Here is a 23,968-nt window from a genome sequence, read left to right as displayed (position 1 = left end):
TTGTATAAGCGAAAGCTTATAGAATAAAAGAAAGAATATTTCGATATCACCTTTAACCTTGATTCAGTTAGGTTACAAGTTGATCGACCATAAACTAAACACTTATAGTCAAACAATAAAAATAACAGACTCATATCTAACCCCCTTTGCTGACGACAATAGCATGATGGCACCACCTGATCCCTTCCCGAACTCAGAAGTGAAACATCATTGCGCCAATGGTAGTGTGGATTCGTCCATGTGAGAGTAGGTCATCGTCAGCTCTCTATTCTAAAGTAAAACCCCCTTCTGCTTATGCAGAAGGGGGTTTTCTTTGTTTGGGAGTATTTTAGAAATACCTTAATTTATAAATTGGCTTGAAGAGTTAAAAACTAGAAACTATGGATTAAATACTCTGTTGCTTTCACTTTTTTAAAGATCGTCACCTATTTAGTGGATCAAATAATATCTATAAAACCACGTTCCAAGAAATATTTGACTTTATAAATGTATTAAAGCAGCCCAAATTCATCTCAGTAAAAGACCTAGAGAAATCTTTAGCGTTCAATGCCAAATCTATCCAGATAACCACTATCTCTAACCCATTGAAAACCATACACAATTAAAAGTCTTATCAAATAAACCTAAAAACCTCTGATAAAGCTGTTGACACCCACCTTAAACTCTATATAATACGCCCCACAGCAAAGGAAGCTAAGCAGTAAGTTAACCAACTTATTACTTAGATTACCAAGCTAAGACAAAACATAAAAAAGCTTGACAAATCAAATCATTATGATAAGATAGTCGGCTCGCTAGATAGCTTGACCTGAAAGGGTTTGAGACTAAACAGCAAGAGAATTACCCTATATATCAGTTACTGGACGACAGTGATTGAGCACTATTTAAAAGCATAACTAAAGAACAACTTGTGTGGATTTTTGCTGATTCAGAATGCTAAAAAATAAAGTTGGTTTTAACTCCTTTTCGGAGTTCATTCTAACTATAAAAATTATCATTTAAGACAGCAGAAAAACTCAAAGTTAATTCATTACGAACATAATTTTTAGCGATTTTGCCAGATTAGATGAGCCAAGTTTAGAAGCTTCTTTAAAGAGCTTCATAGCAAGATTAAACTGAAGAGTTTGATCATGGCTCAGATTGAACGCTGGCGGCAGGCTTAACACATGCAAGTCGAGCGGTAACAGGAGAAGCTTGCTTCTCGCTGACGAGCGGCGGACGGGTGAGTAATACTTAGGAATCTACCTAGTAGTGGGGGATAGCACGGGGAAACTCGTATTAATACCGCATACGACCTACGGGAGAAAGGGGGCAGTTTACTGCTCTCGCTATTAGATGAGCCTAAGTCGGATTAGCTAGATGGTGGGGTAAAGGCCTACCATGGCGACGATCTGTAGCTGGTCTGAGAGGATGATCAGCCACACCGGGACTGAGACACGGCCCGGACTCCTACGGGAGGCAGCAGTGGGGAATATTGGACAATGGGGGAAACCCTGATCCAGCCATGCCGCGTGTGTGAAGAAGGCCTTTTGGTTGTAAAGCACTTTAAGCAGTGAAGAAGACTCCATGGTTAATACCCATGGACGATGACATTAGCTGCAGAATAAGCACCGGCTAACTCTGTGCCAGCAGCCGCGGTAATACAGAGGGTGCAAGCGTTAATCGGAATTACTGGGCGTAAAGGGAGCGTAGGTGGCTCTATAAGTCAGATGTGAAATCCCCGGGCTTAACCTGGGAACTGCATCTGAAACTGTAGAGCTAGAGTATGTGAGAGGAAGGTAGAATTCCAGGTGTAGCGGTGAAATGCGTAGAGATCTGGAGGAATACCGATGGCGAAGGCAGCCTTCTGGCATAATACTGACACTGAGGCTCGAAAGCGTGGGTAGCAAACAGGATTAGATACCCTGGTAGTCCACGCCGTAAACGATGTCTACTAGTCGTTGGGTCCCTTGAGGACTTAGTGACGCAGCTAACGCAATAAGTAGACCGCCTGGGGAGTACGGCCGCAAGGTTAAAACTCAAATGAATTGACGGGGGCCCGCACAAGCGGTGGAGCATGTGGTTTAATTCGATGCAACGCGAAGAACCTTACCTGGTCTTGACATATCTAGAATCCTGCAGAGATGCGGGAGTGCCTTCGGGAATTAGAATACAGGTGCTGCATGGCTGTCGTCAGCTCGTGTCGTGAGATGTTGGGTTAAGTCCCGCAACGAGCGCAACCCTTGTCCTTAGTTACCAGCGGGTTAAGCCGGGAACTCTAAGGATACTGCCAGTGACAAACTGGAGGAAGGCGGGGACGACGTCAAGTCATCATGGCCCTTACGACCAGGGCTACACACGTGCTACAATGGTAGGTACAGAGGGCAGCTACACAGCGATGTGATGCGAATCTCAAAAAGCCTATCGTAGTCCAGATTGGAGTCTGCAACTCGACTCCATGAAGTAGGAATCGCTAGTAATCGCGGATCAGAATGCCGCGGTGAATACGTTCCCGGGCCTTGTACACACCGCCCGTCACACCATGGGAGTTGATTGCACCAGAAGTGGATAGCTTAACCTTCGGGGGAGCGTTCACCACGGTGTGGTTGATGACTGGGGTGAAGTCGTAACAAGGTAGCCGTAGGGGAACCTGCGGCTGGATCACCTCCTTATAGATGGCATTCGGTCAGCAAGAATTCACAACAAGTTGTTCTTTAGTTTAAGCTTACGTTTTAACAAGCGTAATTGGGTCTGTAGCTCAGCTGGTTAGAGCACCGTGTTGATAACGCGGGGGTCAGTGGTTCAAGTCCACTTAGACCCACCATTTTATAATGGGGCCATAGCTCAGTTGGTAGAGCGCCTGCCTTGCACGCAGGAGGTCAACGGTTCGACTCCGTTTGGCTCCACCACTATAGACGAATAAGCTTTAAGTGCTAATAGTATAAATAGAAACAAGTGATTTATCTTTGAATAAAGACACGATTACTTCTTTCTGTTTTATACGGAAATCTGTGACTCGACGAGAGCATAGAGACTATTTAAAAACATAGATATGAGTCTGGGTTAGGAGGAGCGTGTTCACGCGCACCTCTTAACCTTAATCACTCACCTCTTAACGACATCAGTTGTTATCCCAGGGGTGAGTGATTAAAAAAGTAAAGAGAACTGAATCAAGCGTATAAACATAGGTGATATCGTTATCATAATTAGATCTTATGACACTTTGAAGTCAACACTTATTTATAAGTTAGACTACTTGGGGTTGTATGGTCAAGTAATGAAGCGCACATGGTGGATGCCTTGGCAGTCAGAGGCGATGAAAGACGTGACAGCCTGCGATAAGCTTCGGGGAGGCGGCAATATCCTGTGATCCGGAGATTTCTGAATGGGGAAACCCACCTACCATAAGGTAGGTATCTTGTACTTGTACAAGAAGCGAACGAGGGGAAGTGAAACATCTCAGTACCCTTAGGAATAGACATCAAATGAGATTCCCCTAGTAGCGGCGAGCGAACGGGGAGAAGCCGATTAATGCTAATGTAGAAGAACAGCGTGGGAAAGCTGACCGTAGTAGGTGATAGTCCTGTATTCGAAACATTAGCGTTAACATATTAAGTAGAGCGGGGCACGAGAAATCCTGTTTGAAGATGGGGGGACCATCCTCCAAGGCTAAATACTCCTGACTGACCGATAGTGAACCAGTACCGTGAGGGAAAGGCGAAAAGAACCCCTGTGAGGGGAGTGAAATAGAACCTGAAACCGTGTGCGTACAAGCAGTGGGAGCCTTAATTTATTAGGGTGACCGCGTACCTTTTGTATAATGGGTCAGCGACTTATATTCTGTAGCAAGGTTAACCGTTTAGGGGAGCCGTAGGGAAACCGAGTCTTAATAGGGCGTTTAGTTGCAGGGTATAGACCCGAAACCGAGTGATCTATCCATGAGCAGGTTGAAAGTGCCGTAACAGGCACCGGAGGACCGAACCCACTGTCGTTGAAAAGCCAGGGGATGACTTGTGGATAGGGGTGAAAGGCTAATCAAACTCGGTGATAGCTGGTTCTCCCCGAAAGCTATTTAGGTAGCGCCTCGGACGAACACCATTGGGGGTAGAGCACTGTTTCGGCTAGGGGGTCATACCGACTTACCAAACCGATGCAAACTCCGAATACCGATGAGTGATATCCGGGAGACACACAGTGGGTGCTAACGTCCATTGTGGAGAGGGAAACAACCCAGACCGCCAGCTAAGGCCCCAAATTCCTAGTTAAGTGGGAAACGAGGTGGGAAGGCATAGACAGCTAGGAGGTTGGCTTAGAAGCAGCCATCCTTTAAAGAAAGCGTAATAGCTCACTAGTCGAGTCGGCCCGCGCGGAAGATGTAACGGGGCTCAAACTAGGAGCCGAAGCTGCGGATTTGAATTTGTTTTCAAGTGGTAGGGGAGCGTTGTGTAAGCCTGTGAAGGTGTGTCGTAAGGCATGCTGGAGGTATCACAAGAGCGAATGCTGACGTGAGTAACGATAATGCGAGTGAAAAGCTCGCACGCCGGAAGATCAAGGGTTCCAGTCCAACGTTAATCGGGGCTGGGTGAGTCGACCCCTAAGGCGAGGCCGAAAGGCGTAGTCGATGGGAAATCGGTTAATATTCCGATACTTGTTTATAATGCGATGGAGGGACGGAGAAGGTTATGTCAGCCTGGCGTTGGTTGTCCAGGTGAAAGGATGTAGGCTTACAACTTAGGTAAATCCGGGTTGTTACATGGCTGAGATCTGATAGCAAGCTGTACTTGTACAGTGAAGTGGCAAATACCATGCTTCCAGGAAAAGCTTCTAAGCAATAGTTATAAACGAATCGTACCCTAAACCGACACAGGTGATCAGGTAGAGAATACCAAGGCGCTTGAGAGAACTCTGCTGAAGGAACTAGGCAAAATGGTACCGTAACTTCGGGAGAAGGTACGCTGCTGATGGTGATAGGACACGCTCCTTGAGCTGTTGGCAGTCGCAGATACCAGGCTGCTGCAACTGTTTATTAAAAACACAGCACTCTGCAAACACGAAAGTGGACGTATAGGGTGTGATGTCTGCCCGGTGCTGGAAGGTTAATTGATGGGGTTAGCGTAAGCGAAGCTCTTGATCGAAGCCCCAGTAAACGGCGGCCGTAACTATAACGGTCCTAAGGTAGCGAAATTCCTTGTCGGGTAAGTTCCGACCTGCACGAATGACATAATGATGGCAGCGCTGTCTCCAGCAGAGACTCAGTGAAATCGAAATCGCAGTGAAGATGCTGTGTACCCGCGGCTAGACGGAAAGACCCCGTGAACCTTTACTACAGCTTTACATTGAACTTTGACCTGACTTGTGCAGGATAGGTGGGAGGCTTTGAAGCCGAGACGCTAGTCTCGGTGGAGCCAATCTTGAAATACCACCCTGGTCATGTTGGGGTTCTAACTCAGGTATAACAATACCGAGGACAATGTATGGTGGGTAGTTTGACTGGGGCGGTCTCCTCCTAAAGAGTAACGGAGGAGTACGAAGGTGCGCTCAGACCGGTCGGAAATCGGTCGTAGAGTATAAAGGCAAAAGCGCGCTTAACTGCGAGACCCACAAGTCGAGCAGGTACGAAAGTAGGTCTTAGTGATCCGGTGGTTCTGTATGGAAGGGCCATCGCTCAACGGATAAAAGGTACTCTGGGGATAACAGGCTGATACCGCCCAAGAGTTCATATCGACGGCGGTGTTTGGCACCTCGATGTCGGCTCATCTCATCCTAGGGCTGAAGCAGGTCCTAAGGGTATGGCTGTTCGCCATTTAAAGAGGTACGCGAGCTGGGTTTAGAACGTCGTGAGACAGTTCGGTCCCTATCTACCGTGGGCGTTGGAAATTTGAGAGGATCTGCTCCTAGTACGAGAGGACCAGAGTGGACGAACCTCTGGTGTTCGGGTTGTCACGCCAGTGGCATTGCCCGGTAGCTACGTTCGGATGGGATAACCGCTGAAAGCATCTAAGCGGGAAGCCCACCTCAAGATTAGATTTCCCTAAAGAGCCGTTGAAGACTACGACGTTGATAGGCAGGGTGTGGAAGTGCAGCGATGCATGTAGCTAACCTGTACTAATTGCTCGTTTGGCTTGACCATACAACACCCAAGTGGTTTGTATGAAAGCTCTAATTAATCTATCTTGTATAAGCGAAAGCTTATAGAATAAAAGAAAGAATATTTCGATATCACCTTTAACCTTGATTCAGTTAGGTTACAAGTTGATCGACCATAAACTAAACACTTATAGTCAAACAATAAAAATAACAGACTCATATCTAACCCCCTTTGCTGACGACAATAGCATGATGGCACCACCTGATCCCTTCCCGAACTCAGAAGTGAAACATCATTGCGCCAATGGTAGTGTGGATTCGTCCATGTGAGAGTAGGTCATCGTCAGCTCTCTATTCTAAAGTAAAACCCCCTTCTGCTTATGCAGAAGGGGGTTTTCTTTGCGTGTAGTTTGAGAAAATAGGCTGGATTTCAAGTTTCTTAATAAATAATTTAGAGACTAGGATTGATTTGAACCTGTTTTTTAACGATCATTACCCTATCAGCTGATTAAATAAGCCTTATTTTAGAATAATTAAATGAACAGTTAGCTTCAAATAAGTAATTAACCCATCTAATGCCAACTCAATATAAGATCTACAGGTATTTCCAGCGTTTAAACCCAAATACATCGAATCCCTATTTCCCCCTAACCCATTGAAAACTATGCATTATTAAAAGTCTTGTCAAATAAACCTAAAAACCTCTGATAAAGCTGTTGACACCCACCTTAAACTCTATATAATACGCCCCACAGCAAAGGAAGCTAAGCAGTAAGTTAACCAACTTATTACTTAGATTACCAAGCTAAGACAAAACATAAAAAAGCTTGACAAATCAAATCATTATGATAAGATAGTCGGCTCGCTAGATAGCTTGACCTGAAAGGGTTTGAGACTAAACAGCAAGAGAATTACCCTATATATCAGTTACTGGACGACAGTGATTGAGCACTATTTAAAAGCATAACTAAAGAACAACTTGTGTGGATTTTTGCTGATTCAGAATGCTAAAAAATAAAGTTGGTTTTAACTCCTTTTCGGAGTTCATTCTAACTATAAAAATTATCATTTAAGACAGCAGAAAAACTCAAAGTTAATTCATTACGAACATAATTTTTAGCGATTTTGCCAGATTAGATGAGCCAAGTTTAGAAGCTTCTTTAAAGAGCTTCATAGCAAGATTAAACTGAAGAGTTTGATCATGGCTCAGATTGAACGCTGGCGGCAGGCTTAACACATGCAAGTCGAGCGGTAACAGGAGAAGCTTGCTTCTCGCTGACGAGCGGCGGACGGGTGAGTAATACTTAGGAATCTACCTAGTAGTGGGGGATAGCACGGGGAAACTCGTATTAATACCGCATACGACCTACGGGAGAAAGGGGGCAGTTTACTGCTCTCGCTATTAGATGAGCCTAAGTCGGATTAGCTAGATGGTGGGGTAAAGGCCTACCATGGCGACGATCTGTAGCTGGTCTGAGAGGATGATCAGCCACACCGGGACTGAGACACGGCCCGGACTCCTACGGGAGGCAGCAGTGGGGAATATTGGACAATGGGGGAAACCCTGATCCAGCCATGCCGCGTGTGTGAAGAAGGCCTTTTGGTTGTAAAGCACTTTAAGCAGTGAAGAAGACTCCATGGTTAATACCCATGGACGATGACATTAGCTGCAGAATAAGCACCGGCTAACTCTGTGCCAGCAGCCGCGGTAATACAGAGGGTGCAAGCGTTAATCGGAATTACTGGGCGTAAAGGGAGCGTAGGTGGCTCTATAAGTCAGATGTGAAATCCCCGGGCTTAACCTGGGAACTGCATCTGAAACTGTAGAGCTAGAGTATGTGAGAGGAAGGTAGAATTCCAGGTGTAGCGGTGAAATGCGTAGAGATCTGGAGGAATACCGATGGCGAAGGCAGCCTTCTGGCATAATACTGACACTGAGGCTCGAAAGCGTGGGTAGCAAACAGGATTAGATACCCTGGTAGTCCACGCCGTAAACGATGTCTACTAGTCGTTGGGTCCCTTGAGGACTTAGTGACGCAGCTAACGCAATAAGTAGACCGCCTGGGGAGTACGGCCGCAAGGTTAAAACTCAAATGAATTGACGGGGGCCCGCACAAGCGGTGGAGCATGTGGTTTAATTCGATGCAACGCGAAGAACCTTACCTGGTCTTGACATATCTAGAATCCTGCAGAGATGCGGGAGTGCCTTCGGGAATTAGAATACAGGTGCTGCATGGCTGTCGTCAGCTCGTGTCGTGAGATGTTGGGTTAAGTCCCGCAACGAGCGCAACCCTTGTCCTTAGTTACCAGCGGGTTAAGCCGGGAACTCTAAGGATACTGCCAGTGACAAACTGGAGGAAGGCGGGGACGACGTCAAGTCATCATGGCCCTTACGACCAGGGCTACACACGTGCTACAATGGTAGGTACAGAGGGCAGCTACACAGCGATGTGATGCGAATCTCAAAAAGCCTATCGTAGTCCAGATTGGAGTCTGCAACTCGACTCCATGAAGTAGGAATCGCTAGTAATCGCGGATCAGAATGCCGCGGTGAATACGTTCCCGGGCCTTGTACACACCGCCCGTCACACCATGGGAGTTGATTGCACCAGAAGTGGATAGCTTAACCTTCGGGGGAGCGTTCACCACGGTGTGGTTGATGACTGGGGTGAAGTCGTAACAAGGTAGCCGTAGGGGAACCTGCGGCTGGATCACCTCCTTATAGATGGCATTCGGTCAGCAAGAATTCACAACAAGTTGTTCTTTAGTTTAAGCTTACGTTTTAACAAGCGTAATTGGGTCTGTAGCTCAGCTGGTTAGAGCACCGTGTTGATAACGCGGGGGTCAGTGGTTCAAGTCCACTTAGACCCACCATTTTATAATGGGGCCATAGCTCAGTTGGTAGAGCGCCTGCCTTGCACGCAGGAGGTCAACGGTTCGACTCCGTTTGGCTCCACCACTATAGACGAATAAGCTTTAAGTGCTAATAGTATAAATAGAAACAAGTGATTTATCTTTGAATAAAGACACGATTACTTCTTTCTGTTTTATACGGAAATCTGTGACTCGACGAGAGCATAGAGACTATTTAAAAACATAGATATGAGTCTGGGTTAGGAGGAGCGTGTTCACGCGCACCTCTTAACCTTAATCACTCACCTCTTAACGACATCAGTTGTTATCCCAGGGGTGAGTGATTAAAAAAGTAAAGAGAACTGAATCAAGCGTATAAACATAGGTGATATCGTTATCATAATTAGATCTTATGACACTTTGAAGTCAACACTTATTTATAAGTTAGACTACTTGGGGTTGTATGGTCAAGTAATGAAGCGCACATGGTGGATGCCTTGGCAGTCAGAGGCGATGAAAGACGTGACAGCCTGCGATAAGCTTCGGGGAGGCGGCAATATCCTGTGATCCGGAGATTTCTGAATGGGGAAACCCACCTACCATAAGGTAGGTATCTTGTACTTGTACAAGAAGCGAACGAGGGGAAGTGAAACATCTCAGTACCCTTAGGAATAGACATCAAATGAGATTCCCCTAGTAGCGGCGAGCGAACGGGGAGAAGCCGATTAATGCTAATGTAGAAGAACAGCGTGGGAAAGCTGACCGTAGTAGGTGATAGTCCTGTATTCGAAACATTAGCGTTAACATATTAAGTAGAGCGGGGCACGAGAAATCCTGTTTGAAGATGGGGGGACCATCCTCCAAGGCTAAATACTCCTGACTGACCGATAGTGAACCAGTACCGTGAGGGAAAGGCGAAAAGAACCCCTGTGAGGGGAGTGAAATAGAACCTGAAACCGTGTGCGTACAAGCAGTGGGAGCCTTAATTTATTAGGGTGACCGCGTACCTTTTGTATAATGGGTCAGCGACTTATATTCTGTAGCAAGGTTAACCGTTTAGGGGAGCCGTAGGGAAACCGAGTCTTAATAGGGCGTTTAGTTGCAGGGTATAGACCCGAAACCGAGTGATCTATCCATGAGCAGGTTGAAAGTGCCGTAACAGGCACCGGAGGACCGAACCCACTGTCGTTGAAAAGCCAGGGGATGACTTGTGGATAGGGGTGAAAGGCTAATCAAACTCGGTGATAGCTGGTTCTCCCCGAAAGCTATTTAGGTAGCGCCTCGGACGAACACCATTGGGGGTAGAGCACTGTTTCGGCTAGGGGGTCATACCGACTTACCAAACCGATGCAAACTCCGAATACCGATGAGTGATATCCGGGAGACACACAGTGGGTGCTAACGTCCATTGTGGAGAGGGAAACAACCCAGACCGCCAGCTAAGGCCCCAAATTCCTAGTTAAGTGGGAAACGAGGTGGGAAGGCATAGACAGCTAGGAGGTTGGCTTAGAAGCAGCCATCCTTTAAAGAAAGCGTAATAGCTCACTAGTCGAGTCGGCCCGCGCGGAAGATGTAACGGGGCTCAAACTAGGAGCCGAAGCTGCGGATTTGAATTTGTTTTCAAGTGGTAGGGGAGCGTTGTGTAAGCCTGTGAAGGTGTGTCGTAAGGCATGCTGGAGGTATCACAAGAGCGAATGCTGACGTGAGTAACGATAATGCGAGTGAAAAGCTCGCACGCCGGAAGATCAAGGGTTCCAGTCCAACGTTAATCGGGGCTGGGTGAGTCGACCCCTAAGGCGAGGCCGAAAGGCGTAGTCGATGGGAAATCGGTTAATATTCCGATACTTGTTTATAATGCGATGGAGGGACGGAGAAGGTTATGTCAGCCTGGCGTTGGTTGTCCAGGTGAAAGGATGTAGGCTTACAACTTAGGTAAATCCGGGTTGTTACATGGCTGAGATCTGATAGCAAGCTGTACTTGTACAGTGAAGTGGCAAATACCATGCTTCCAGGAAAAGCTTCTAAGCAATAGTTATAAACGAATCGTACCCTAAACCGACACAGGTGATCAGGTAGAGAATACCAAGGCGCTTGAGAGAACTCTGCTGAAGGAACTAGGCAAAATGGTACCGTAACTTCGGGAGAAGGTACGCTGCTGATGGTGATAGGACACGCTCCTTGAGCTGTTGGCAGTCGCAGATACCAGGCTGCTGCAACTGTTTATTAAAAACACAGCACTCTGCAAACACGAAAGTGGACGTATAGGGTGTGATGTCTGCCCGGTGCTGGAAGGTTAATTGATGGGGTTAGCGTAAGCGAAGCTCTTGATCGAAGCCCCAGTAAACGGCGGCCGTAACTATAACGGTCCTAAGGTAGCGAAATTCCTTGTCGGGTAAGTTCCGACCTGCACGAATGACATAATGATGGCAGCGCTGTCTCCAGCAGAGACTCAGTGAAATCGAAATCGCAGTGAAGATGCTGTGTACCCGCGGCTAGACGGAAAGACCCCGTGAACCTTTACTACAGCTTTACATTGAACTTTGACCTGACTTGTGCAGGATAGGTGGGAGGCTTTGAAGCCGAGACGCTAGTCTCGGTGGAGCCAATCTTGAAATACCACCCTGGTCATGTTGGGGTTCTAACTCAGGTATAACAATACCGAGGACAATGTATGGTGGGTAGTTTGACTGGGGCGGTCTCCTCCTAAAGAGTAACGGAGGAGTACGAAGGTGCGCTCAGACCGGTCGGAAATCGGTCGTAGAGTATAAAGGCAAAAGCGCGCTTAACTGCGAGACCCACAAGTCGAGCAGGTACGAAAGTAGGTCTTAGTGATCCGGTGGTTCTGTATGGAAGGGCCATCGCTCAACGGATAAAAGGTACTCTGGGGATAACAGGCTGATACCGCCCAAGAGTTCATATCGACGGCGGTGTTTGGCACCTCGATGTCGGCTCATCTCATCCTAGGGCTGAAGCAGGTCCTAAGGGTATGGCTGTTCGCCATTTAAAGAGGTACGCGAGCTGGGTTTAGAACGTCGTGAGACAGTTCGGTCCCTATCTACCGTGGGCGTTGGAAATTTGAGAGGATCTGCTCCTAGTACGAGAGGACCAGAGTGGACGAACCTCTGGTGTTCGGGTTGTCACGCCAGTGGCATTGCCCGGTAGCTACGTTCGGATGGGATAACCGCTGAAAGCATCTAAGCGGGAAGCCCACCTCAAGATTAGATTTCCCTAAAGAGCCGTTGAAGACTACGACGTTGATAGGCAGGGTGTGGAAGTGCAGCGATGCATGTAGCTAACCTGTACTAATTGCTCGTTTGGCTTGACCATACAACACCCAAGTGGTTTGTATGAAAGCTCTAATTAATCTATCTTGTATAAGCGAAAGCTTATAGAATAAAAGAAAGAATATTTCGATATCACCTTTAACCTTGATTCAGTTAGGTTACAAGTTGATCGACCATAAACTAAACACTTATAGTCAAACAATAAAAATAACAGACTCATATCTAACCCCCTTTGCTGACGACAATAGCATGATGGCACCACCTGATCCCTTCCCGAACTCAGAAGTGAAACATCATTGCGCCAATGGTAGTGTGGATTCGTCCATGTGAGAGTAGGTCATCGTCAGCTCTCTATTCTAAAGTAAAACCCCCTTCTGCTTATGCAGAAGGGGGTTTTCTTTGCGTGTAGATTTTTAATGAATGAAATCTATTTTACTGATACATTATCTACTTAAGATGCTATTTACCTTCCTAGAAGAAGTTATACTTTTAATAAGGATTTTAGATGTTTGCTAGAAAAAAACAGGGTAGTTCCGAAGGCAAAACCAAAGTAGAACAAGAATATAAGTCTGTTCATGAAACACCATTGATTTGTCTTTTTGATTTAGATGAATCAGTTTTACAGTCTTTTAAAGAGGATTCATACAACTGTAGTATAGGTTCTTTGGGTAAACTGGTTCGAGTCCCGAATGATAGAATAAAACCAGAACACTTTTTAAAATTAAACTATTCGCAGCCAGTTAATACTCATGAACATGATATTCTTGTATTTAATATGGACTTTCACGAAAAGGAAAATTTTGAAGATAGTCAGGTTTGTCTAGATGATGTAACAGGCCAATCTACACACGCATTACTTAGCGTATTTCCAGAAAAAATATTTAATCCTAGAGCGTATGCGACTTGGTTTCTATCTAAAGAAGTCAATAACATACTAAATAAAGAATCAATTGTTATTATATTTGCGAGTGGACAAGAGGTAGTTACTTACCAACAAGTAGAGATTACCTCACATCAAAATAGAATAGTAAAGCAAACAGATTTTAGTAATACAGCATTTTATAGCGATTTCCCTGATTGCTATAACAAAACTGGTAAAAAAATGAAGTCTCCAAATAAGGAAGCTATACTTACGCCTTTACTTCTAAAGTATGCGGACAATTCAAGTTACGAGTTAACTTTTAGTCATCCAACTTACTGGAATAGTAAAGAAGGTAGACAGATGAAATATGATAATTTCATACCACTACTTTTAAATAATGATAATGAAATTATCTCTTTTTGTCATGTTCATACAGAAGGGACGGTACTTGTTTTTCCGTGCATTAATAATAAAGAGTTATTTTTACTTGAACTATTTAATAATCATTTATCAGAATTATTTCCAAATTTATTCCCATTTCATGGGCAATTTGGTTGGCTTGATAACGGTGATTATCCCTTACCTGGTGAGGTCAAATTATTTGATAAGAGAAAAGATATTGAAAAAAAATATATCAAAGATGTTGAGGCTAATGTAAAAGCAATAGAAAACATTAAAATTCGATATTCTTTTCTTAGAGACTTGATATCAGAATCAGGGGATAAGCTTGTTTTAGCTATAGAATATTATCTTAATTGGTTAGAGTTTTCTAACGTTGTTAATCTTGATGAGACGAATCCTGACGTACTAGAGGAAGATATTCAAGTAGATTGTGCGGATAAGTTTTTAGTAATCGAAATTAAGGGCATTGGTGGAACTTCAACGGATAAAGATTGTTCTCAAGTAAGCAAGATAAGATATCGTCGAGCAGAACAAAGAAACAAATTCGATGTTTATGGTCTTTATATTGTAAACCATCAAAGGTATATGTCGCCAAATTCAAGAAAAAACCCTCCATTTAGTGAAAATCAGATAAAAGATGCCGTTTTAGATAAACGCGGATTACTTACTACATATGATCTATACAAGGCATACTTTCTAATTGAAGATGAAGTGCTTTCAAAATCTGAGGTTCGTGATGGCTTGTTCGAATATGGTCTCGTAGAACTAAAACCTAAAAATTTAATATCATTAGGCGTTCCGCAAGAGTATTTCTCTTCTGGAACCATAGCGATAATAGAGTTGAATGGTATAAGTTTAAAAGTAGGAATGAACTTATACGTCGAGAAAAATGGTGATTATAGTAAGGTTAATATTTTATCACTTAAAATTAATGATCAAAATATTGACGAGATTAGCAATGGTGAGATTGGAGTTAAGTTAAGTTCTTCTATCAAAAATAAATCTGAATTTTTTGTGAAACAGAGTTAACATTTATTATTTAAAACAACTCACCAGTCTCAACCACTTCTTCAAAATCAAACCCCAACTGCTCGCCCTTACGCTGTCTCATTTGCTCTATACGCAGCTTACGTCCTGCGATAAGCCTTAGCACCTCGCGTTGCTGCTCTGTCGTCATATCATGCCATCGCCGGCGCTCCGTTCGACTGCGCAGGCAACCAAAGCAATAGCCTTTTTTATTGCTTTGGCAAAGACCAATGCATGGATTGGCAATCTCAAACAGCTCAAACTGTTGGTTCATGGCGACTCCATGGCTATTATCGTCATTCCTTTGACTTGCATAAAACTATTATGGCAACATTATTATGTCGCAAATACTGACTAATGGTGTGCCGTTTTATTGTTATTATTTTTGTTTGGCGGGTGCTATGCTTAGCGTCACTAGTCTATATAAGATAATCATAACAAAATTAATAAGTGAGATGATACGTGAACTTGATTTATATCCATGGACTGGACAGTGATGCGAACTCTACCAAGGGAATGCTATTAGAAAAATACTGCCAGCATCATCACCCTGATATTAATGTACTGCGTCCCGATTTGAATAAATCGCCACAAGACGTGTTCGATAAACTGATAAGTCTAGTTGAGGAATGGGGCAGCGACTCAAAAGTTGTATTCGTTGGTAGCTCATTGGGTGGCTATTTTTCTACCTTGGTGAGCAATCATACAGGCTGTGCGGCTTTACTATTAAATCCTAGTACGCAGCCACATATTACGCTGCAGCGTTTTGCTAATGAGTTGTTGGCAAATACTGATGGGGAAGGTGAGGTGTTAAACAATGAAATTCTGCATACCACAGCGGGCGGTTGGAATATTACTCACTCAGATTTGCAATGGTTTGCAGATCATCAGTTATCAGAAGTTCATTATCCTAAAAAAATTGCTGTATTTATTAAAGAAGGCGATGAGTTATTAAATCCTGAATTGTCTAAAGCCTTTTATCAACAGCAAGGGAGTACGGTTATTTTACAAGCGGGTGGCGATCATCGGTTTAGTGACTTTGGTGAGCAGTTGCCGATGGTGATAAATATGCTACAAGATTTAGTACGAGTCTAAACAGGCGACATTATATGACGTGAGCGATGGACTATTAACCTTAACGTCGCTATTTTTGGTTATAATGGTTGAATAGAATTAATCAGACATGAATCGTTAAGGATGCATTTGTGAGTCAATATAATGCGCAATCGTTAGAAGTTTTAGAAGGGCTTGAGCCAGTACGTCGTCGCCCAGGTATGTATACCGATACCACGCGCCCGAACCATCTGGCGCAAGAGGTCATTGATAACTCCGTCGATGAAGCGTTGGCGGGTTATGCGAAAACCCTCAAGGTGCAACTGCATAGTGATGGCTCGTTGTCTGTCGAAGATGATGGGCGTGGTATGCCGACTGATATTCATCCTGAGTTTAATCAGTCAGGGATTGAGCTGATTTTAACTCGTTTGCATGCTGGTGGGAAGTTTTCGACTTCTAATTATGAGGTGTCAGGCGGTCTGCATGGTGTGGGTATCTCTGTCGTCAATGCTTTATCCACACGCGTCGAAGTGACGGTATGGCGTGATAGTACACAGTTTGATATGGCGTTTGAAAATGGCGCACCAGTTACGCCGTTAACTGAAGCAATCAGCTCAAACAAACGCAAACGTGGTACCAGAGTACATTTTTGGGCAGATGGTCGCTTTTTTGATACGCCTAAATTTAATGTCAAGCAGCTCAAGCACAATCTAAAAGCCAAAGCGGTATTGGCCGCTGGATTGACGATTGAATTTGTCGATGATATTAATAATGAAAAGGTGGTTTGGCAGTTTACTGACGGAGTGGTCGAATATCTAAGCGAACAGTTGGATGGTTTAGAAACCTTACCTGAAGCACCGTTTTATTATAATTACGATGCGAAAGCGGGCGAACGTGCTGCTATTACCTTTGCCTTGTCTTGGTTGCCTGATGGTGGCACGCCGATTCAAGAAAGTTATGTGAACCTTATCCCTACGGCTCAGGGCGGTACGCACGTCAATGGTCTGCGAACGGGTATCTTAGAGGCATTGCGTGAGTTTTGCGATATTCATAATTTGCTACCACGTAGTGTCAAGCTAACGGCAGAAGATGTCTGGGATGGGGTGAACTATATCCTATCGCTTAAATTTTCTGAGCCGCAATTTTCTGGACAGACCAAAGAGCGTTTATCCAGTCGTGAGGCGGCGGCAGCGGTACAAACATTGGCAAAAGATGCCTTTAGTTTATGGTTAAATCAGCATGCGGATATGGGCGCGCAGATTGCAGAGCTCGCCATTAATAAGGCAGGACGTCGTCTTAAATCTGCGAAAAAAGTCGCACGTAAAAAAATTACCCAAGGTCCTGCTTTACCGGGTAAGTTAGCCGATTGCCGTGGTGACTTACGCGATGGGGCAGAGCTATTCTTGGTAGAAGGTGATTCTGCCGGTGGTAGTGCTAAGCAAGCTCGCGACCGTCATTATCAAGCGATATTACCGCTGCGTGGTAAGATTTTGAATACGTGGGAGGTCTCATCAGATACGGTGCTTTCAAGCCAAGAGATTCATGATATCGCCATTGCTATCGGTGTCGATCCGGCATCTGATGATTTGTCTGAGCTGCGGTATGACAAAGTGTGTATCTTAGCGGATGCGGATTCTGATGGTCTGCATATCGCCACGTTGATCTGCGCTTTGTTTGTTAAGCATTTTCCTGTCTTGGTGGATGCGGGTCATTTATTTGTCGCCATGCCGCCGTTATATCGAGTAGACGTGGGCAAAGAGGTGCATTATGCGTTAGATGAGCCTGAGCTTCAGCATATTTTGGCCAATGTGCCGGGCAATAAAAAAGCGCAGATTACCCGTTTTAAAGGCTTGGGTGAAATGAGTGCAGAGCAGTTACGTGAGACGACCATGAACCGTGATACTCGGCGTTTAGTTCAGCTAGATATGGATGACATGGTGTTGACTAATAGCGTGATGGATATGCTGTTGGCTAAAAAACGGGCTGCTGATCGCAAGGTTTGGCTTGAGAATAAAGGCAATTTGGCTGACATATCCTAATGGGCTCTATATATTTATATAAGTTTATAAACCGGTAAGCTGGCAAGCAATAAAAGCCTATAAAATTCAATTTAGTTGTATAAGCTTAATGTTATTATGTAGGTATCTTTTATTATGTGGTGCCGTCATGACATCAAAGTTGTTTAATCGCTCAAAAGCTGCTGCTTCTCAGTCTGTAAACTCTAAAATATTGCCCAAGCTTAGTAAAAAGCAGCTGGGTAGTTTAGTCCCGAAACGCGGTAATAAAATTGCGCCAGTGATTGCTTCAGCTATGCTAAAAGCTGCGGGTTGGCGTACAGTTGGAGAGATTCCAAATATTTCACAAGCCGTAGTTTTAGCGCTGCCGCATACTTCGAATATTGATGGGGTTTATGCAATACCCAGTTTATTTGCCCTAGATTTGAAAATCAGTATTATGGGTAAGCATACGTTATTTAAAGTGCCCGTATTTGCTCAGCTATTAAGCTGGATAGGGGTTATTCCCATTGATCGTAGTGATAAAGGCTCAGTATTACAGGCCAGTGTTGATAAGTTCAAAACAGGCAAGCCACTATTTTTGGGTTTAGCACCAGAAGGTACTCGTCAATATACTGAAACTTGGAAATCAGGCTTCTATTATTTAGCAGTGGGCGCTGGTGTACCTATTTTGCCAGTAGCGATGGATTACAAAACTAAAGAAATACGCTTTATGTCGTTGGTTTATCCTAGTGGTGATATCGAAGCGGATTTACCAAAAATTTATGCTCAGTATAAAGGGGTGATACCAAGACATCCCGAGCGCTTATCTCAACCATTACAAGATATCAATAATTCAGCTGGATAAAGTTTTTAAATGAGTTATGAGTATCTGTATTATATTAAGACCCCTTGACTGACTAATGTCAAGGGGTCTTTTATTTGTGAGGATGAATCTTAAGAATGGCTAAAAACTAAGCACTGAGTTAGCTATTGAACGTACTCACCCCGCCATCGACAGGTAAATTCATACCAGTAATGATGGCAGCGTCATCACTGGCTAAAAACATCACAGCGGCGGTTACATCAAACGGTGTCGCTGTCTTTCCTAGTGGAGAGTGGGTAATAAATGGATTTGGGCTGATATCCGTTGCCACCAATCCAGCGGATACGGCATTAATACGTACATTATTTGGTATATTTTCTAATGCCAGTTTCTTTGTAATATCAGTTAAATTCCTTTGCCTAGCTTTATAGGTCTCCATATTCCAGTCTGCTGATATCTCCGTTAGCGTTGATACATTAACGATATTGCCTTGTGTTTTTATCAGTTCTGGAATAACTGACTGATGAATGCCGACCGCAGTATCTATGTTTACCATCACATCAATATGTTTATATTTATCGCGTACATGCTTTATTAATCTTGCCGTTTGGGTCAGATCATTAATATCACTGGTTACGGTAAGGTGGTTACCTGTATTGATCCATGTATGATCCTGTGGCAGATCCTCGTAGATGTATTCTAAAATATCGTTATTAATACCAACGATTATACAATTCGCCCCTTCTTGTGCAAATCTAAGCGCCGTTGCACGACCAATATCAGAATCTGCACCTGTTATAATGACAGTTTTTTCTTTAAAGCGCTTCATAACGTTCAATCCTTTTTATTATATGATGGTCATTAAATAATTTTAATAAATGTCTCTAAAAAATGTAATCAAAGGCAGCCCATAAGCGATAAGTTTGACTGCAAATCATGCTACTTTGCTATTATCATAACAACTCATTGCCCTGAAAGCGACTGCATTTAATAAGGCTTATTTTTTAAGTTTTTCGTTGGTAGCCTGTCGTTATAGCAAAAGAATTTGCGAATATTCAACATGCTCTAGTGTTATGCTCATCAATAGCAACTTACCATATAACGTGTCCATTCGATAATAAAAGGTTAACACTGTGTCTGACTCATCTATTACCCTATCTGATAATGACTGTCTTGTTAATGAGTTGACCTGCTATTTGCAGAAAGATGCTGTAGATATTGCTTTGACCAATATGCAGAATCTTGAGCATAAATATGACGCGTGTTACCGTGCTCAGCAATATCACTATCAATTGCCACTGGGTAACCTATCATTACTTGAGCTCATATTGTATTTGCCTGCTAAAAGTAGTCTGGTCGATATTAAAGCTGCGCGTATGGCGGTAGTAAAGGCCGCGCTCATATGGCACAAGACATATCTTGCTCAGCATAAAAATAACGCCAACATGAGCCATAATGTTTTAGTTTTTGATATTCAGCGCACCGATAAAGCTGAAGAAATCAATAAAATTAAGATAAATAACCAGCAACGACAATCCCTAAAACGGCTCATTCATGGCTTTGGTGTCCGCTATTTTATGGAAGATTTGGTGGTGGATATGAGCGACAGTATGCAGCAGCTACAAGTTTTTAGCTGGCATGACTGGCAGGCGATATTAGCAAGCCTACAAGCACCATGCGAGTTATGGCGATTTTTGCATTATCGTTTAGGGCAATTACAGTCTTCAGCCAGTAATCATGTCATTAGCTTTGAATCAGAAGCAGATCTAGTCACTCAGTTTTTACATAGCCCAACTTTGTTTACGGACGCTATCGCAGTAGATAATGCACTCATCAAATACGAGGTGCGGGATGAGCCCAATCCTGCATTAGTCGCTATGACACTTGCCTACAAAAATAAAAGCACGACTGCGCAGATGTATCATCAGCATATGGCGCAAGCGGCAGCTCTGTGGTCGCAGTTAAGCACCCAAATGATAGAGATGCTCGATGCAGAAGTACTAGACAATGCTGATAAAGAGACACTAGGAATAAAACGCTGTTATTGGCAACAGCAGCTATTGGACGAGTCTTTATTTTCGCGCCATGAGCTGGTTCGAACTCTATACAGACATCCTAAACAAGGACATGGTCTGCAAAAAGAAGGTTATGTCGTCCATCAGCACTCTTATGAGAGCTTGGGACGGCATTATGTATTAATATTTTATGGACAAGATGTTGAGAGCCAGCACAGTAAACAGGCTATTCAGCCAAACTTAGCAAAGATTGCAAAGGATGTTGCGAGCCGCCTGCCAATAGCCGAGCTGCATCATGTGATTGTATTGGGCATTGATTTTATTGACGAGTCTAATGACACCTTTATTGATATCGATTTATGGATTCAACCCTTTGATCCGATGACCCAGCGTGAACGGCAGCTGACCAAGCAATTACAGCGCTTAAACCAACAGCATAAAAAGCAAAATACAAATAACTTATCAGCAAGTAAAAATGAGTCAATGCGAATGCAATTAAATTTGAATATACCTGCACGAAATACCAAGTACTGAGTATGATTTTGTAGCGATGTTTTGTAGTGAGATTTTTGTAGAAACTAAGTTGACGCCATAAAAAAAGACAGCCTAAGCTGTCTTTTTTATTCAAAATATATCGTTAATGATGACTTATTTTAAGTCATTATTATCAATATCAGTAAAGCCTTTATTACTTGGCGCTAGATCTGAACCGGTGTCGATATCGTCATCACTTGTTTCAACGTGAGTAATATCTACATGACCCGTACTAAGATTGTTGGTATCGCCAGTGCTAGTAGGTAAGTCACTAGTCATTGTACCTGAAGCAGCAGGAGTGTTCTCTCGAACTGAGTCAGCAACTTTTTCTTGTGTACTTGAGCTAGCATGAAGAGCAGATTTCGCTTTAGCTTCTTCACGTTCTTTGTCCATTTTATCCTGCATTTTACGTAGGAAACGTGCAGCGGCTTCTTGACCACCAAGACCAAATGAAAGGGCAAAGGCTACCGCTACGGCACCTAGTGTTAGACCAAATGCTAGGTTAACGATAGAGTCAGCAATACCCATCGCTTTTAAACCCATGGCAAGTACTAAACCCATGATTAGTACACGGACGATGTTTGCTAAGAATTGTGAGCCTTGCTCAGAACGCTCAACGACACCTGCAATGATATTGGCAAGCCAAAAACCAATAAATAGGATAACTGCGCCCAAGATAATGTTGGCACCAAACGCAATAAACATGGCGATAATGGCTGAGATAGGCTCAAAACCTAGCAAGTCAGCGGCGGCAATTGAGGCAAATAACATCGCAAAGAAGATAATCGCATAACCAACAAGGTCAGAGACTCTCTTATCGCCCATCGTTTCTTGTAAACCAACTTTCGCAGGCAATTGATTAATCTCAGTGTTTTCGATCAAACCTTTGATGATATTGGCAACCATACGTACCACATAGAAGGTCACGACTAAAATTGCAACTGCCATAAAGATGTTTGGCAATGCTTCCATGATTTTGTTCAGCATGTTTGTCGCAGGACGAGCAATCACTTCAATTTTTAATGCATTTAATGCAGCAATAATAGTTGGAATGATCACTACTAAAAATGCCAGTGAACCAGCGATATTAGGCAAGCTGTTTTTTTCGCTTAAGCCTGCTTTTGTAGCCAATTCTTGAACATTAAAAGTAGACACAAGGTTGGTCACAATGCCGCGCACCACTTTGGCAATGATATAACCGACGACAAAGACGACACCAGCAATGAGGATATTAGGGATAAAGCTAAAGATTTTATCAACCATATTCGTCAATGGAGCAAATAAACCATCAAGCTCTAATTTACCTAATACCATCGTCAAAACAACCAACAAGATGAACCAATAAACCATATCGGCAATTGTGCTACTCATCGGTTTTACACCTGCCTGAGCACTTAAACGCTCATCCATCGACGTTTTCGCCAATGCCGCATTGATAGCTGTGCGGGCAACGGTAGCCAAGACCCAACCAATAATACCCACAGCGATAGCGCCGATAAGGTTAGGGATAAATGCTAGGACTTGATTGACCATATTTGCAAACGGTGTCGAGATTGAGTTCAAATTCAATTGATTCAGCGCCCCAGAAATCGCGATGATAAAGATGAACCAAAATACAATCTTAGAGATAATACCTTCTAAATCGTAGGTCTTACCCGTTGAAGAGTTCATGCGTTGGTTCAGATTGACTCTAGATAATACATTACGAACCAGTGCTGCGATACCCAGTGCCACCAGCCAACCAATAATAAATATTAAAATAGCACCAATAATAGAGCCGATCGGCCCACCAAGATAACCGTTGAAAGATGTGTACATTGGATTCATCTTATCCTCCTTTAATCATCATACGAAAGCCACTCAACAATATCATCAGTACAGCTATTGTTGAGCGAAACCAATACATAGATGGTTATAATTAATAGTATTTTTAAAGTAAGTTATGCGGTGATATTATAATTTTTGAGTAGGTAACCTTATCAAAAAACGTTGGTTTCCCTCGTGTTAATTGCTCTACTGCCAATGTTAATCATCCATGATAAAGACGTACACTCGGTTACTTATCACCTTAACTCATTTAGCTTAGCTGATGTATTAGTGGATTTAAAGATAGAAAGCTTAACGTGTTACTGTATTTGTGTGATAACTTGTTATTATGATGAGAAATATTAACATAGACTGTACATTCGCCCGATAATTTGACGGCAAACATGGTTCCTAAAACTAAGATTTGTTATTATAGGAACATGTGACATCTCGCCACTATCCTTACAATTTGAGAGTACTTTATGAAAAAAATCACTACTTTAAGCGTTGGTGCACTTGCTAGTGCTATGTTGTTGGTAACAGGCTGTAGCACAAATAACGGTAACCAAGAGACAGCTGCAAAAAGTGTTTCAATCACCGAGCAAAGCTCAGCAAATGAAAAAGTAGGTTATAGCTTAGGCTTCATGATGGCTGAAGGTAACAAAGAAGCGGTCGGTGACCTGAATCTTGATACCTTTGAAAAAGGCTTCCGTGATGGTTATGAAGGCAATGAATCAGCATTGACCCAAGAACAAATGCAGGAAGTGTTGACGACTTATCAAAAAGAGCAAGAAGAAAAGTTCGTTAAAGACATGGAAACAAAAGCTGGAGAAAACAAAACCAAAGGCGCTGCATTCTTAGCAGAAAACGCTAAAAAAGAAGGCGTCAAAGAAACGGCTTCTGGCTTACAGTACAAAGTTATCACCGCAGGTACGGGTAAATCACCAAAAGCGACTGACGTGGTTGAAGTGAACTACGAAGGTAAGTTAATCGATGGCACAGTATTTGATAGCTCTTATGAGCGCGGTGAGCCAATTGAGTTCCCGTTGAACCAAGTCATCGCTGGCTGGACAGAAGGTCTACAACTGATGAAAGAAGGCGGCAAATACGAGTTTTATATCCCATCAGATATTGCTTATGGTGAAGCGGGTAACGCAGGTATCGAGCCTAACAGCACGCTTATCTTTACGGTTGAGCTATTAAAAGTAAAATAATACTTAGTACACACCCTAGTGAACAGTGTTAAA

9 protein-coding genes, 4 tRNA genes and 7 rRNA genes are annotated in these 23,968 nt (G+C 43.3%); 17 read left to right on the top strand and 3 right to left on the bottom strand.

Features of this window, described 5'->3' with window-relative positions; all coding sequences use genetic code 11:
* The first annotated feature begins 148 nt into the window (after positions 1 to 148).
* The 12 genes from rrf (AK822_RS13965) (at position 149) to AK822_RS13910 (ending at position 14,496) form a co-directional block, all read left to right on the top strand.
* Positions 149 to 263: ribosomal RNA gene (rrf, locus tag AK822_RS13965) — 5S ribosomal RNA — on the top strand.
* A gap of 849 nt (positions 264 to 1,112) precedes the next feature.
* Positions 1,113 to 2,651: ribosomal RNA gene (locus AK822_RS13960) — 16S ribosomal RNA — on the top strand.
* Between the two features lie 75 nt (positions 2,652 to 2,726).
* A tRNA-Ile gene (locus AK822_RS13955) sits at positions 2,727 to 2,803 on the top strand.
* A gap of 9 nt (positions 2,804 to 2,812) precedes the next feature.
* Positions 2,813 to 2,888: transfer RNA gene (locus tag AK822_RS13950), tRNA-Ala, on the top strand.
* A 359-nt stretch (positions 2,889 to 3,247) separates the two neighbouring features.
* Positions 3,248 to 6,109: ribosomal RNA gene (locus AK822_RS13945) — 23S ribosomal RNA — on the top strand.
* 191 nt (positions 6,110 to 6,300) lie between these two features.
* Positions 6,301 to 6,415: ribosomal RNA gene (gene rrf / locus AK822_RS13940) — 5S ribosomal RNA — on the top strand.
* Positions 6,416 to 7,249: 834 nt separating this feature from the next.
* Positions 7,250 to 8,788: ribosomal RNA gene (locus AK822_RS13935) — 16S ribosomal RNA — on the top strand.
* A 75-nt stretch (positions 8,789 to 8,863) separates the two neighbouring features.
* Positions 8,864 to 8,940, top strand: a tRNA-Ile gene (locus tag AK822_RS13930).
* Between the two features lie 9 nt (positions 8,941 to 8,949).
* Positions 8,950 to 9,025, top strand: a tRNA-Ala gene (locus AK822_RS13925).
* 359 nt (positions 9,026 to 9,384) lie between these two features.
* Positions 9,385 to 12,246 (top strand): 23S ribosomal RNA (locus AK822_RS13920).
* 191 nt (positions 12,247 to 12,437) lie between these two features.
* Positions 12,438 to 12,552, top strand: a 5S ribosomal RNA gene (gene rrf, locus AK822_RS13915).
* Together the 16S, 23S and 5S rRNA genes with 4 tRNA genes alongside form the textbook arrangement of a ribosomal RNA operon.
* A gap of 156 nt (positions 12,553 to 12,708) precedes the next feature.
* Positions 12,709 to 14,496, top strand: a complete 1,788-nt coding sequence (locus AK822_RS13910) for a hypothetical protein (RefSeq protein WP_060492062.1) — start codon at positions 12,709 to 12,711, stop codon at positions 14,494 to 14,496.
* 10 nt (positions 14,497 to 14,506) lie between these two features.
* Here AK822_RS13910 and AK822_RS13905 read toward each other — a convergent pair whose 3' ends face one another.
* Positions 14,507 to 14,767: a DUF1289 domain-containing protein gene (locus tag AK822_RS13905; RefSeq protein WP_060492061.1), complete on the bottom strand. Its 261-nt coding sequence runs from the start codon at positions 14,765 to 14,767 to the stop codon at positions 14,507 to 14,509.
* Between the two features lie 188 nt (positions 14,768 to 14,955).
* Between AK822_RS13905 and AK822_RS13900 the strand changes: the two genes are divergently transcribed.
* The 3 genes from AK822_RS13900 (at position 14,956) to AK822_RS13890 (ending at position 18,408) form a co-directional block, all read left to right on the top strand.
* Positions 14,956 to 15,588, top strand: coding sequence for a YqiA/YcfP family alpha/beta fold hydrolase (locus tag AK822_RS13900; protein WP_060492060.1), 633 nt, complete (start codon positions 14,956 to 14,958; stop codon positions 15,586 to 15,588).
* A 110-nt stretch (positions 15,589 to 15,698) separates the two neighbouring features.
* Positions 15,699 to 17,585: a DNA topoisomerase IV subunit B gene (gene parE / locus AK822_RS13895; RefSeq protein WP_060492059.1), complete on the top strand. Its 1,887-nt coding sequence runs from the start codon at positions 15,699 to 15,701 to the stop codon at positions 17,583 to 17,585.
* 127 nt (positions 17,586 to 17,712) lie between these two features.
* Positions 17,713 to 18,408 carry a lysophospholipid acyltransferase family protein gene (locus tag AK822_RS13890; protein WP_060492058.1) on the top strand — a complete coding sequence of 232 codons (696 nt, stop codon included), beginning with the start codon at positions 17,713 to 17,715 and terminating at the stop codon, positions 18,406 to 18,408.
* 118 nt (positions 18,409 to 18,526) lie between these two features.
* On the opposite strand, the gene AK822_RS13885 is transcribed toward AK822_RS13890, so the two are convergent.
* Positions 18,527 to 19,195, bottom strand: a complete 669-nt coding sequence (locus AK822_RS13885; protein WP_060492057.1) for an SDR family NAD(P)-dependent oxidoreductase — start codon at positions 19,193 to 19,195, stop codon at positions 18,527 to 18,529.
* Between the two features lie 304 nt (positions 19,196 to 19,499).
* On the opposite strand from AK822_RS13885, the gene AK822_RS13880 reads away from it, so the two are divergent.
* Positions 19,500 to 20,915, top strand: a complete 1,416-nt coding sequence (locus AK822_RS13880) for a hypothetical protein (protein ID WP_060492056.1) — start codon at positions 19,500 to 19,502, stop codon at positions 20,913 to 20,915.
* Between the two features lie 114 nt (positions 20,916 to 21,029).
* On the opposite strand, the gene AK822_RS13875 is transcribed toward AK822_RS13880, so the two are convergent.
* Positions 21,030 to 22,742, bottom strand: coding sequence for a mechanosensitive ion channel (locus tag AK822_RS13875; RefSeq protein WP_060492055.1), 1,713 nt, complete (start codon positions 22,740 to 22,742; stop codon positions 21,030 to 21,032).
* Positions 22,743 to 23,203: 461 nt separating this feature from the next.
* Between AK822_RS13875 and AK822_RS13870 the strand changes: the two genes are divergently transcribed.
* Complete coding sequence (locus AK822_RS13870) at positions 23,204 to 23,935, top strand: BamJ family beta-barrel-assembly machinery protein (protein WP_055125408.1); 732 nt, start codon at positions 23,204 to 23,206, stop codon at positions 23,933 to 23,935.
* Positions 23,936 to 23,968 lie beyond the last annotated feature (33 nt).

The organism is Psychrobacter sp. P11F6, from assembly GCF_001435295.1.
Classification (GTDB): domain Bacteria; phylum Pseudomonadota; class Gammaproteobacteria; order Pseudomonadales; family Moraxellaceae; genus Psychrobacter.
The sequence above is the reverse complement of the archived record's forward strand: the minus strand, read 5'-3'. Positions and strand labels throughout refer to the sequence as shown.